Raw genomic sequence first — 13,170 nt, forward strand, 5'->3', positions numbered from 1 at the left:
GGACGCCGCCGGTGCCCGGTGTCCGCCCCGCCGGCGCTCCCCCCTGCCCCGCCCGCCCGGCGTCCGGCCCGCCCGGTGTCCGCCGCGCCCCGCGTCCGACCCGCGCCGCCGGCGAGCGCGCGGCCCGAGCGCGCCGCCGCACTGCGGCCCTCCGCCGGGCACGGCAGGCTGGGAGCGTGGAGCGGAGCGTACGGCCGGAGACGCGGGAGCTGGGCGCGGCCCTGACGGCCGCCCTGGAACGGACCGGCGCCTCCGTCGGCATGGTGTACCTCCTGCCGGCGGGGGCGCGGGCCCTGCGCCTCGCCGTCCTCAGCGGCGCCCCGCTCGACATCGCCGCCCCCTGGACCCGGGTGGCGCTCGGCGACCCCGTCCCCGTCGCCGACGCGGTGGCCGACGGCAGGCTGGTGTGGCTGGCCGACCAGGAGGAGATGGCCCGCCGCTACCCCCGGCCCGGGCTGGTCCTGCCGTACCGCTTCTCCCTCGCCGCCCTGCCCCTCGCCGCGGACGGCACCACGTGGGGCGGGCTGGTCGTGCTGTGGCCGGCCGGCCACCCGCCGACCCTGTCACCGCGGGAGACCGAGGCGCTGCGCGCCGGCGCCGAACGCATGGCGGACGTCGTGCGGACAGCCGCCGGCACCGGCGACCCGCTCCTCCCGGGCCCGCACCCGTTCCTCGCCCACCCCGCGGACCCCGCCGCCCCGGGGGCCGCGCAGGCCGCCGCCGCGCTCGCCTTCGCCGACCGGCTGCCCGGCGGCAGCTGCGCCCTCGACCTCGACGGCCGCGTCACCTTCGTCACCCGCGCCGCCGCCGAGCTGCTCGGGCTGCCCGCGGAGCGCCTCCTCGGCGCCCTGCCCTGGGAGGCGCTGCCGTGGCTGGACGCCCCCGCCGTCGAGGACCGCTACCGGGCGGCCCTCATCAGCCGGGAGACCACCGCGTTCACCGCCGTGCGCCCGCCCGGCCACCGGCTCCGCTTCCGCCTCCACCCGGACGCCTCCGGCATCAGCGTCCGCGTCATCCCGCTGCCCGACCTCCCGGAGGGAGGGACCCGGCCCCGGTCGGCCGGGGAGAGCGCCGGGCGGCGTCCCGCCCCGCCCGCCACACCGGGCCGGGCGGGCACCCTCTACCACCTGATGCACCTGGCGGCGATGTTCACCGAGGCCGTCGGCGTACGGGACGTCGCCGAGCGGACCGCCGAGCAGATGACCCCCGCCCTGGGGGCGCAGGCGCTCGCCCTGCTCCTCGCGAGGGACGGGCGGCTGAGGCTGGTCGGCCACAGCGGCTGCGACCCGGAACTCGCCGAGCGGCTGTACTCCGTCCCCGTGGGCGCCGGCACCCCCGAGGTCCGGGCCTTCACCGGCGGCTCGCCGCTGTTCTTCCAGAGCGCGCGGGAACTGCGCGCCGCCTACCCGTCGGCGGGCGACCGCACCCCCGAGGGGGCCTGGGCCTTCGTCCCGCTCATCGCCTCCGGCCGCCCCGTGGGCTCCCTCGTGCTCGGCTTCGACCGGCCGCGCGGGTTCCACTCACCGGAGCGGGCCGTCCTCAGCTCCCTCGCGGGCCTGATCGCGCAGGCCCTGGACCGGGCTCGGCTGTACGACGCCAAGCACGAGCTGGTGCACAGCCTCCAGGCCGGGCTGCTGCCGCACGGCCTGCCGCGGGTACCCGGCCTGGACGTGGCCGCCCGCTACCTGCCCGCCGCCGTCGGCATGGACGTGGGCGGCGACTTCTACGACGTCATCCGGCTCGGCGACACCGCCTGCGCGGTGACCATCGGGGACGTCCAGGGCCACAACGTCGACGCCGCCGCCCTCATGGGCCAGGTCCGCACCGCCGTCCACGCCACCGCCGGGGCGCCGCCCGGCGAGGTGCTGGCCCGTACGAACCGGCTCCTGCTCGACCTGGACCCCGGCCTCTTCACCAGCTGCCTCTACGCCCACCTGGACCTCGCGCGGCACCGCGCCGTCCTCGCCACCGCGGGCCACCCGCCGCCCCTGTGCCGCCACCCGGACGGCCGCACCGCGAGCCTGGACGTCCCGCCCGGGCTGCTCCTGGGCATCGAGGCGACCGCCGAGTACCCGGAGACGGAGGTCCCGCTGCCGCCCGGCGCCCTGCTCGCCCTGTTCACCGACGGGCTGGTCGAGGTGCCCGGCGTGCACCTCGACACGACGATCGCGGACCTCGCCGCCCGGATCGCCCGCGGTGACCCCGCGGACCTCGACGCCCTCGCCGACGCGGTGGTCGAGCACGCCTGCAGGACCGCGCCGCGCAACGACGACATGGCCCTGGTCCTGCTGCGCACGCACCCGTGACGGCGCGTCGCCGGCCCGGTGGTCCGTGCGCCGGGCGGCCGGGCGGTCGGGGGGCCGGGCGGCCGGGCGGTCGGCCCGCAGGCCCCCTCACCACCCGGGCGCCGGCCCGCCGCCGTCGCCGGCCGACGGGCACCGCCCGACGGCACCCGTCACCGGCCGCCCGGGTCTCACCGGGCCGAGAAGGCGTGCACCGTCGTCGAGCGGTACGTCCGACCCGGGCGGAGCACCGTCGTGGGGAAGTGCGGCCTGTTCGGCGAGTCCGGGAAGTGCTGGGTCTCCAGGCACAGCCCGTCGCCCTGCCGGTAGGTGCGCCCCGAGGGCCCGGCGAGCGTCCCGTCCAGGAAGTTGCCGGAGTAGAACTGCGTCCCCGGCTCCGTCGTGGAGATCCGCATGGTCCGCCCGGACACCGGGTCGCGCAGGGTCGCCGCGTACCCGGGGGTGCGGGTGGCGCCCTTGTCCAGGACCCAGTTGTGGTCGTACCCCTGGGCGGTCACCAGCTGCGGGTGCGCCTCGCGGATCCGCCGGCCGATCGGCTGGGCACGGCGGAAGTCGAACGGCGTGCCCGCCACCGGTGCCAGCTCCCCGGTGGGGATGAGCGTCGCGTCGGTCGGCGTGTAGCGGGACGCGGCGAGCCGCAGTTCGTGGCCGAGGACGTCCCCGCTGCCCTCACCGGCCAGGTTGAAGTAGGTGTGGCTGGTCAGGTTGACGACGGTCGGCCGGTCGGTGGTGGCCGTGTAGTCGATCCGCCAGTCGCCGTCGCCGGTCAGGGTGTAGGTGACGGCGGTGTCGAGCCGGCCCGGGTAGCCCATCTCGCCGTCCGCGCTCACGTACCGCAGTACCAGGCCGACACCGCCCGGGCCGCTGAACGGCGTCACGTCCCACACCCGCTTGTCGAATCCGGCCTCGCCGCCGTGCAGGCTGTTCGGCCCGTCGTTCACGGACAGCCGGTACTCGCGGCCGTCGAGCGTGAAGCGGCCGCCGGCGACGCGGTTGCCGTAGCGCCCGATGAGCGCCCCGAAGTAGGGGCTGGCGGCGGCGTAGTCCTCCAGGCGGTCGAAACCCAGGGAGACGTTGGCGTACCGGCCGCGGCGGTCGGGCAGTTCCAGCGACTGGACGATGCCGCCGTACGAGAGCACCCGCATGCGGGTGCCGCCGTTCGCCAGCGTCCAGCGGTGGACGACCGTGCCGTCGGCGAGCGTGCCGAAGACCTCCCGCACGGGCCGTCGGCCCCCGCCGGCGTCCGCGCGGGCGTGGGCGGTGCCGGGGGCGGCGACCGCGGTGAGACCGGCGGCGGCCGCCGCCAGCAGGGTGCGCCTGTTCGTGTCCATCACGGCTCCAGACGAGGCAGAGGAAGAAGAGGACGGTGAAGAGGAATGAGGACGGTGAAGGGGGAGTGGGGTGAGGGCGGAGTGGTGGGGGCCGGGGGTCACGTGCCGGCCTTGCGCTTGTTCCACACGTCGAAGCCGACGGCGGCCAGCAGCACCAGGCCCTTGATGACCTGCTGGTAGTCCGTGCCGATGCCGACCAGCGACATGCCGTTGTTGAGCACGCCGAGGACGAGCCCGCCGATGACCGCGCCCATCACGGTGCCGACGCCGCCGCTCATGGAGGCGCCGCCGATGAACGCCGCCGCGATGGCCTCCAGTTCGAAGTTGAGGCCCGCCTGCGGTGTGCCGGCGTTGAGCCGGGCCGCGTACACGCAGCCCGCGAGGGCGGCCAGCACGCCCATGTTGACGAAGACGAGGAAGGTGACCCGCTTGTCCTTGACGCCCGACAGCGTGGCGGCGGCCTTGTTGCCGCCGAGGGCGTACACGTGGCGGCCGACGACCGCGTTGCGCATCACGAAGCCGAGGCCGATGAGCAGCGCGCACATGACGAGCATCACCACGGGCACGCCGTGGAAGGACGCCAGCGTGAGGGTGAACGCCACCACGGCCGCGGTGATCGCCACGCACTTGAGCACCCACACGCCGGCCGGCGGCACGTCGAGCGCGTAGGCGAGCTGGCGGCGGCGGTCCCGCCACTCCCGCAGCAGCAGGACGACGACGGCCGCCAGGCCCAGCAGGAGCGTCGGGTTGTGGTACTGGGTGTACGGGCCCATCTCCGGGAGGAACCCCTTGGCGAGGTTCTGGAAGCCCTCGGGGAAGGGCGCGATCGACTGGCCCTCCAGCACGATCTGGGTCAGGCCGCGGAAGAGCAGCATGCCCGCGAGCGTCACGATGAAGGAGGGGATGCCGAGGTAGGCGATGAAGTACCCCTGCCAGGCCCCCGCGACCGCGCCGATGAGCAGTGCGAGGAGCAGCGCGGGCACCCAGGGGATGTCGTGCTTGACCATCATCACGGCCGACATGGCGCCGACGAAGGCGACGAGCGAGCCGACGGAGAGGTCGATGTGCCCGGAGATGATGACGATCATCATGCCCATGGCGAGGATGAGGATGTAGCTGTTCTGCTGGACCAGGTTGGAGACGTTGTTCGGCAGCAGCAGCGTGCCGTCGGTCCAGATCTGGAACAGCAGGACGATGGAGGCCAGGGCGATGAGCATGCCGTACTGGCGCATGTTGCCGCGCAACCCGCGCAGGAGGACCTCGCGTGTCGACGGCCGGCGGGCCGCCGCGCCGGGCGCCGCGTCCTTCGGTGGGGTGGTCGTGGTGGTCATGGCGGGGCCTCAGCTTCTGTTCATGGTCATCTGACGCATCAGGACTTCCTGGGTGGCGTCGGCACGGTCGACCTCTCCGGTCAGCCGGCCCTCGGCCATCGTGTAGATCCGGTCGCACATGCCGAGCAGCTCCGGCAGCTCGGAGGAGATGAGGAGCACCGCCTTGCCCTGCGCGGCCAGCCGGTCGATGACGGTGTAGATCTCGTACTTGGCGCCGACGTCGATCCCGCGCGTCGGCTCGTCGAGGATCAGCACCTCGGGGTCGGCGTGGATCCACCTGCTGAGGACGACCTTCTGCTGGTTGCCGCCGGACAGCCGGCCCACCTGTTCGAAGACGGTCGGCGCCTTGATGTTCATGGAGGTGCGGTACCGCTCGGCGACCCGGCGCTCGTGGTGCTCGTCGACGACGCCGCGCCGCCGCATCCCGGGCAGCGACGCGAGGGAGATGTTCCGGTTGACGGTGTCGATCAGGTTCAGGCCGTACTGCTTGCGGTCCTCGGTGACGTACGCCAGGCCCGCCCCGATCGCGGCGGGCACGTTCCTCGCCACCACCTCGCGCCCGCCCACCTCCACCGTCCCGGCCACGTACCGGCCGTAGGAGCGCCCGAAGAGGGACATCGCGAGCTCCGTGCGGCCCGCGCCCATCAGCCCCGCCATCCCGACGATCTCCCCGCGCCGCACGGTCAGCGACACGTCGTCGACGACCGTCCGCTCGGGGTCCACCGGGTGGCGGACCGTCCAGCCGCGCACGGCCAGCGCGACCCGGCCCGCGTCCTCGGCCGCGCAGGGCGTGCGGTCGGGGAAGCGCTGGTCGAGGTCTCGGCCGACCATGCCCCGGATGATCCGGTCCTCCGAGAGCCCGGGCCCGCCGTCGGGCGTCCCGCGCACCGGCAGGGTCTCGATGGTGCGCCCGTCGCGCAGGATCGTCACCGTGTCGGCGACGCGGCGGACCTCGTTCAGCTTGTGCGAGATGATGATGCAGGCGATGCCCTGGTCGCGCAGTCCCAGCACCAGGTCGAGGAGCTTCGCGCTGTCCTCGTCGTTGAGCGCGGCCGTCGGCTCGTCGAGGACGAGCAGCTTCACCTCCTTGGCCAGCGCCTTGGCGATCTCCACCAGCTGCTGCTTGCCCACGCCGATCTCGGCGACGGGCGTCTGCGGCTTCTCCCGCAGCCCCACCCGCTCCAGCAGCGCGCCCGCCCGGCGCAACGTCCCGTTCCAGTCGATCACGCCGCGCGTGGCCTGCTCGTTGCCGAGGAAGATGTTCTCGGCGATCGACAGGTAGGGGACGAGCGCCAGCTCCTGGTGGATGATCACGATGCCGTGCCGCTCGCTGGCGCGGATGTCGCGGAAGGCCACCGGCGCTCCCTCGAAGCGGATCTCGCCCTCGTACGAGCCGTGCGGGTGGACGCCGCTGACCACCTTCATCAGCGTCGACTTGCCCGCGCCGTTCTCGCCGCAGATCGCGTGGACCTCCCCGGCCCGCACTGTGAGGTCCACCCCGGCGAGCGCCTTGACGCCGGGGAAGGTCTTGGTGATCCCGCGCATCTCCAGTACGGGCGGCGCCGTCCCGTCCGTCCCCGGCCTCACCTCAGCTGCCCGGCGGTGAAGTAGCCCTCGTCGACGAGGAGGCGGGTGTTGGACTTGTCGATGCTGACGGGGTCCAGCAGGAACGACGGCACGACCTTCTTGCCGTTGTCGTAGTCCTTGACGTTGTTGACCTCGGGCTTCTTCCCGTTGAGCACGGCGTCGCCCATCCGCACGGCCTGCGCGGCGAGCTTGCGCGTGTCCTTGAAGACGGTCTGCGTCTGCTCGCCCCGGATGATCGACTTCACGGACGCCAGCTCCGCGTCCTGCCCGGTGACGACCGGCAGCGGCCGGCTCTTCGTGCCGTACCCGGCGCTCTTGAGCGCCGAGATGACGCCGATCGAGATGCCGTCGTAGGGGGAGAGGACCGCGTCGATCCGCTCCGCGCCGTAGTTCTTGCTGATCAGGTCGTCCATGCGCTTCTGCGCCGTGCCGCCGTCCCAGCGCAGGGTGGTCGCCTGGTTCATGCGGGTCTGCCCGCTGCGCACGACGAGCCGGCCGCTCGCCAGGTACGGCTGGAGGACCTTCATGGCGCCGTTCCAGAAGTACCGGGTGTTGTTGTCGTCGGGGGAGCCCGCGAAGAGCTCGATGTTGTACGCCTTCCCGCCGGAGCCCGGCGGGCCGAGGCGGAGCTTGTCGACGATGTACCGCGCCTCCAGCTCGCCGACGCGCTCGTTGTCGAACGAGGCGTAGTAGTCGACGTGTTCGGTGCCCATGATGAGGCGGTCGTAGGCGATCACCGGGATGCCCGCGTCCTCGGCCCGCCGCAGCACCTCGGTGAGCGCCGACCCGTCGATCGCGGCGACCACCAGCAGCGTGCGCCCCTTGGTGATCATGTTCTCGATCTGGGCGATCTGGTTCTCGACCTTGTCGTCGCCGTACTGCAGGTCGGTGGCGTAGCCGGCCTTGCGGAACTGCTCCGCCATGTTCTCGCCGTCGGCGATCCACCGCTCCGACGCCTTGGTCGGCATGGCCAGTCCGATGGTGCCGCCCCCGCCGGCCGGCGGCTTGTAGCGGCTGCCTCCCCGGGCCTCCTGGCCGCACGCGGTGAGGGAGACGGTGAGCAGGGCCGCCGCGAGGGCGGCGCCCGCGAGGCGGGCTGTGCGGGTGGGCATGGGTCAGTCACCTTCCGGGACGGGGAAACGCCGGAGTTCGCCCGGCAGCCGGGCGCCCAGCGGCGACATGCCGCCGTCCGCGCCGTGCCGGGCCAGCAGGTCGAGGGCGAGGCGGCCGCGCCGCACCCGCTCCCGCGCGGTGGCGAGCGCGGTGTCGCGCAGCTGGGCGCCGTAGGGGTAGATGCCCGGGGAGCGGCTCAGCCCGAACTTGAGGTACAGGGGCGCGCCGCGCCGGATCAGCTCGGCCACCTCGTACATGCGGACGTAGCCGCCGAGGTCGTCGGGCGCCTCCACGTACATGTCCATGGGCGCCCCGCTGACCCGGCGGATCTCGGTGAGGTGGTCGAGCGTCAGGTCGGAGGGCACGTTGAGGGAGTCGGCGCCGAGCCGCTCGTACACGGCGTACGAGGCCGGGTTGACGGGGCCGGTGAGCGCGGACAGCTTGAACGTGGTGTCGGCCGGGAGCGCCCCGGCGGTACGCAGCCGGTGCAGCGTCCACAGCACGCCCTCGTCGGCGACGAGCAGGCAGCGCACGCCCAACGCGGTGGCCCGCAGCGCGTCCTCGACGCAGCCGGCCAGCGCGTCGTGGCCCCGGGCGCGCAGCCCCGCGCCGCCCGAGTCGGTGCGGGTGCCCGCGCCGATGTCCCAGGTGCCGCGCGGGCCGGTGAACAGGCACAGTTCCACGTCGCGGGAGGCGCAGGAGTCGACCATGTCGGTGATCTCCGCGTCGGTCAGCATCCACACGCCGCTGCCCTGGCTGACCCGGTGGACGGGGACGTCGAGGCGGGCGCTCTCCTTCAGGATCACGGCGAGCGCCTCGGGCCCCTCCACGGAGGGGATCTCGGTGCGCCACGTCCCGCCGTCGGGGAAGGCGTGCGGGGAGGCGTCGGCCGGGTCGGGGCCGGGGGAGGGGTGGCCGATGCGGTCGAGCGCGTCGGCGCCCGGTCGGCGGGGGGCGGGCGGGGGAGTCACGGGTCTCCTCGGGGTCGGGTCGTTCTCGGTCGGGTCGGTGGGCCGGGCCCTCGGGCGGGTGGCTCCGGGCGGGCGGCTCGGGGCGGGCGGCTCGGGCACGTGGCTTCGGTCGGGTCGGTGCCGTCGGGTCGTCGCCGCCGGTTCCGACGGGCCGTTCGGTCGTGTTCGGGATCTCGGACGTCGTCCGGATCGGTGGGTACGCGGCGGTACGGGGGCCGGGCGCCGCCCGTACCGCCGCGCGAACGGGGTGCCCGTCAGGGGCGCAGCAGCACCTTCCCGGTCGCGGGGTCGCCGCCGCCCACCAGCGCGACCGCCTCCCCGAACCGCTCCAGCGGGAACTCGTGCGTCACGAGCGGCGCCGGGTCGAGCAGCCCGAGGGCGAAGGCGCGCACCGCGTCCGACCACGCCGCGGAGGACGCGCCGAAGACGCTGCGGACCTCCAGCTGGCTCACCGACAGGTGCACCGGGTCGATCCCGGTCGCGCCGGCCGTGAACATCCCGGTCAGCACCACCCGCCCGCCCCGCCGCGCCAGCAGGCACGACGACGCCGCCGTGGAGGGCGCGCCCGCCGTCTCCACCACCAGGTCGTACCGGCCGCGCAGCGCGTCGGCGCCGTCCGGCCCGAGCGACCGCGTGGCCCCGAAGCGCAGGGCCGCGTCGGCGCGCGCCACCCTGGGGTCGACCACGGCGAGTTCGGCGGGGGACGTCGCGGCCAGCAGCTGCACGGCGAGCAGCCCGAGGGTCCCCGCGCCGACCACCACGATCCGCTCCGCGGGCCGCGGCCGCCCCGCCCGTACCGCCGCGGCGACCACCGCGGCCGGCTCCAGGAGCGCCGCGGCCCGCAGGTCGGCGTCGTCGGGCAGCGGGTGCAGCAGCCGCGCGGGCACCACCAGGTGGTCGGCGAAGGCGCCGGGCTCGGTGAACCCGGTCTCGGCGTACCCGCCCAGGCACAGGTTCGTCTCCCCGCACCGGCACCGCTCGCAGGCGCCGCAGGCCCGGAAGCCCTCGGCCACCGTGCGCCGGCCCACCAGCGCCGGGTCGACCCCGCCGCCCACGGCCAGCACGGTCCCGGCCCACTCGTGGCCGGGGGTCACCGGGTAGCGGACGTACTCGGCGGCGCGGTGGCCGTCGAGCACCTCGCGGTCGCTCAGGCAGATCCCGGCCGCGGCGACGCGCACCAGCACCTCACCGGACCCGGGCGCGGGCACCTCCCGCCGCACCAGGCGGTGGACGCCCGGCCGGTCGACGACGACGGCCCGACCGGTGGCGGGGCCACCGCCGCCGGCGCGGTCCCCGCCGCGGGCGGAGCCACCACCGCCGGCGCGGCCGCCACGGCGGGCGGGGCCCTCCGGGGTCACCTGCCGCCCTTGGGGGCGCGCTTCTCCCAGCCCTCGGCCCACAGGTCGAAGCGGGCCTGCTGCTGCGGGAACTCGGCCGCCGCGTCCACGTCCAGCTCGACGCCCAGCCCCGGCGCGTGCGACACCTCGAAGCAGCCCGTCTCCGGGTCGACCTGCGGCGCGCCCCGGACGACCTTCTTGATCTCCGCGTCGGCGAAGTCGTTGAAGTGCTCCAGGATCTTGAAGTTGGGGGTGCAGGCGGCGAGCTGGAGCGAGGCCGCGGTCAGGACGCTGCCGCCGACGTTGTGCGGCGCGACCAGCATGTAGTGCGTCTCGGCGGTCGCCGCGAGCTTGCGGGTCTCCAGGATGCCGCCGATGTGCCCGAGGTCGGGCTGGATGATGTCGACGGCCTGCGACTCGAACAGCTCCCGGAACTCGATCCGGTCGTGGATCCGCTCCCCGGTCGCCACGGGCGCGTCGACCTTGTCGGCGAACTTCGCCAGCGCCTTGAGGTTCTCCGGTGGGACGGGCTCCTCCAGCCAGGCCGGGTGGTACGGCGCCAGCTCGCGGGCGAGCCGCACGGCGGTGGCCGGGCTGAACCGCCCGTGCATCTCCACCATCAGCTCGGCGTCGGGGCCGATCGCGTCCCGCACCGCCTCGATGAGCGAGACCGCGTACCGGGTCTGCTCGGCGTCCAGTTCGAGGTGGCCGGTGCCGAACGGGTCGATCTTCAGCGCCCGGTAGCCGCGGGCCACGACCTCCCCGGCGGCCTTGTGGTACGCCTCGGGGGTGCGCTCGGTGGTGTACCAGCCGTTCGCGTACGCCTTGACGCGGTCCGTGACCTTGCCGCCCAGCAGCTGCCACACCGGCACGCCGAGCGCCTTGCCCTTGATGTCCCAGCACGCCATCTCCACGACCGCGATGCCGGACATCACGATCTCACCGGCCCGTCCGTAGTCGCCGTACTTCATCCGGCGGACCAGGTCCTCCACCGCGAAGGGGTCGGAGCCGGCGATGTGGTTGACCTCCGCCTCGCGCAGGTAGCCGAGCAGGGCGTCCGTGTGGCCGAGCATGCGCGTCTCGCCGACGCCGGTCAGCCCCTCGTCGGTGTGGACGAGCACGTAGGTGAGATTGCGCCAGGGGGTCCCGACGACATGAGTGGTGATTCCCGTGATGCGCACGGTAGTTGCCCCTATGGTCCGTTCGGTGATGTCAGGTCTGTTCGGTATTTCGTCACGCGTTCGAAATCGTGGCGTGACCGTAATCAGCCCCCGTGCGGGGTGTCAATGGGCCGCGCTCACCTCGTCGTTGGGTCGGGTGGCGGCGCGGGGCCGAGTAGGGGAGTGTCGGGCGGGGCGAGGACGCGGGCCGGCCATTGTCCGCGAACGGCGCCGCCGCTAGCCTGTGTTCGTCATACCGGTCACTGGCCGGGGTTTCGAACGAAGGGGTGGGTGGCGTCATGGGACGTCTGGTTCCCGCGGTGACCAGGGCGCTCGACATACTGGAGCTCTTCCTCGACGGGGACGGCACGCTCTCCGCACCCGAGATCACCCGCAGGCTCGACCTGCCCCGCACCACCGTGCACGAGCTCGTCACCACCCTCGCCGCCCGCTCCTACCTCGACCCCGCCCCCGGCCGGCCCGGCCGCTACCGGCTGGGTGTGCGCGCCTACCAGCTCGGCAGCCGGTACGCCGAACAGCTCGACCTCGCCGCCGAGGGGCAGCGCGTGGCCCGCCAGGTCGCGGAGACCTGCGACGAGACCGTCCACGTCGCCGTCCTGGAGGACCTGGACGTCATCTACATCGCCAAGGTCGACTCCACGCACGCCGTGCGCATGGTCTCCGCCGCCGGCCGCCGGCTCCCCGCCCACTGCACCTCGGTCGGGAAGATGCTGCTCGCCTCGCTCCCCGCGGAGGAGTTCGACGCCCGCGTGGAGGGGCGCGAACTCGTCGCGATGACCCCGAACAGCATCACCGACCCAGACCGGCTGCGCACCGAGCTCGCCGCCGTCCGCGAACGCGGCGTCGCCACCGAGCACAGCGAGTCCAACCCGGACGTCAGCTGCGTCGCCGCACCGGTCCGCGACGGCGGCGGCCGGGTCGTCGCCGCCCTCTCCGTCTCCGTCCCCATGGTCCGCTGGAGCGAGGAGCGCGAGGCCGAGCTGGCCGAGCTGGCCGCCAAGGGCGCGGCCGACCTCTCCGCCAGCCTCGGCCACCGGGGCGGCCGGTGAGCGCGCCCCGCGCGGAGGTGGCCGTCCGGGAGACCGCGGCCCTCGGCGAGGGGCCGACGTGGGACCCGGCCACCGGCCGGCTCGTCTGGGTCGACGTCCTCAACTCCCGCGTGCACACGCACAGCCCGGCCGACGGCCGCCGCGGCGTGCTGCTCACCGGCCAGCACGTAGGCGCGGCCAAACCCCGCGCCGGCGGCGGACTCGTCGTCAACCTCCGCGACGGCGTGGGGCTCCACGACCCCGACGGCACCTTCCGCTGGCTCGTCCACGCGCCGGCCCCCGGCCGCCGCGGCAACGACGCCGCCGTGGCCCCCGACGGGTCCCTGTGGGTCGGCACCATGCGGTACGACGAGGCGGACGGCGGCGGCGCACTCACCCGCGTCGCCCCCGACGGCACCACCACCACCGTCCTGCCCCGGGTCACCGTCAGCAACGGCACCGACTGGAGCCCCGACGGCCGGCTCGTCTACTACGTCGACAGCCCCACCCGCCGCGTCGACGTCCTGCGCGTCGACGGCGGGCGCCTCGTCGACCGGCGGCCCCTCGCCACCGTCGAGCCCGGCGCCGGCTTCCCCGACGGGCTCACCGTCGACGCCGAGGGCTGCGTCTGGGTCGCCCTCTGGGACGGCGCGGCCGTCCGCCGCTACACCCCCGACGGACGGCTGGACCGGATCGTGCCCCTGCCCGTACAGCGCCCCACCGCCTGCGCGTTCGGCGGCCCGCACCTGCGCGACCTGTACGTCACCACCGCCCGCACCGGCCTCACCGACCCGCACCCGCTCTCCGGTTCCCTGCTCGTCCTCCCCGACGCCGGACAGGGGCGCAAGGCACACGCGTTCGCCGGGTGACCGTCGCCTGCGCTAGCATCCTCCGCCATCCCGGTGATCACTCCGGTGCGGACCATCCGCGCCGCGGTCCGGTCGACCGCCGACCGACGACCCACCGGGCGACCGGCCACCGCCGCCGA

At 74.6% G+C, this 13,170-nt stretch carries 10 protein-coding genes; 3 read left to right on the forward strand and 7 right to left on the reverse strand.

The window, feature by feature from the left end:
• The first annotated feature begins 176 nt into the window (after positions 1–176).
• Entirely contained in the window at positions 177–2,306 is a 2,130-nt protein-coding gene (locus tag LPA54_RS09905; protein WP_228975909.1) for a SpoIIE family protein phosphatase, read from the forward strand.
• A 167-nt stretch (positions 2,307–2,473) separates the two neighbouring features.
• Here LPA54_RS09905 and LPA54_RS09910 read toward each other — a convergent pair whose 3' ends face one another.
• From LPA54_RS09910 to LPA54_RS09940, 7 genes are all read right to left on the reverse strand, one after another.
• On the reverse strand, positions 2,474–3,634 hold the full coding sequence (locus LPA54_RS09910; protein ID WP_228975911.1) for an aldose epimerase family protein: 1,161 nt from the start codon (positions 3,632–3,634) through the stop codon (positions 2,474–2,476).
• A gap of 98 nt (positions 3,635–3,732) precedes the next feature.
• Positions 3,733–4,965 (reverse strand): multiple monosaccharide ABC transporter permease, encoded by a 1,233-nt coding sequence (gene mmsB, locus LPA54_RS09915; protein WP_228975913.1) that lies wholly within the window; start codon positions 4,963–4,965, stop codon positions 3,733–3,735.
• A 9-nt stretch (positions 4,966–4,974) separates the two neighbouring features.
• Positions 4,975–6,510 carry a multiple monosaccharide ABC transporter ATP-binding protein gene (mmsA, locus tag LPA54_RS09920; protein ID WP_228975915.1) on the reverse strand — a complete coding sequence of 512 codons (1,536 nt, stop codon included), beginning with the start codon at positions 6,508–6,510 and terminating at the stop codon, positions 4,975–4,977.
• 38 nt (positions 6,511–6,548) lie between these two features.
• Positions 6,549–7,664, reverse strand: coding sequence for a multiple monosaccharide ABC transporter substrate-binding protein (gene chvE, locus LPA54_RS09925; RefSeq protein WP_228975916.1), 1,116 nt, complete (start codon positions 7,662–7,664; stop codon positions 6,549–6,551).
• Positions 7,665–7,667: 3 nt separating this feature from the next.
• On the reverse strand, positions 7,668–8,636 hold the full coding sequence (locus tag LPA54_RS09930; protein WP_228975917.1) for a hypothetical protein: 969 nt from the start codon (positions 8,634–8,636) through the stop codon (positions 7,668–7,670).
• Between the two features lie 254 nt (positions 8,637–8,890).
• On the reverse strand, positions 8,891–9,859 hold the full coding sequence (locus LPA54_RS09935) for a zinc-binding dehydrogenase (protein ID WP_228975999.1): 969 nt from the start codon (positions 9,857–9,859) through the stop codon (positions 8,891–8,893).
• Positions 9,860–9,990: 131 nt separating this feature from the next.
• Entirely contained in the window at positions 9,991–11,154 is a 1,164-nt protein-coding gene (locus LPA54_RS09940; RefSeq protein WP_228975918.1) for a mandelate racemase/muconate lactonizing enzyme family protein, read from the reverse strand.
• Between the two features lie 278 nt (positions 11,155–11,432).
• Between LPA54_RS09940 and LPA54_RS09945 the strand changes: the two genes are divergently transcribed.
• On the forward strand, positions 11,433–12,203 hold the full coding sequence (locus LPA54_RS09945) for an IclR family transcriptional regulator (RefSeq protein WP_228975919.1): 771 nt from the start codon (positions 11,433–11,435) through the stop codon (positions 12,201–12,203).
• Entirely contained in the window at positions 12,200–13,051 is an 852-nt protein-coding gene (locus LPA54_RS09950) for an SMP-30/gluconolactonase/LRE family protein (RefSeq protein ID WP_228975920.1), read from the forward strand. Before LPA54_RS09945 ends, LPA54_RS09950 begins: the two co-directional genes overlap by 4 nt.
• Positions 13,052–13,170: the final 119 nt, after the last annotated feature.

The organism is Streptomyces sp. DH12 (assembly GCF_020873895.1).
In the GTDB taxonomy this organism is placed as follows: Bacteria; Actinomycetota; Actinomycetes; order Streptomycetales; family Streptomycetaceae; genus Streptomyces.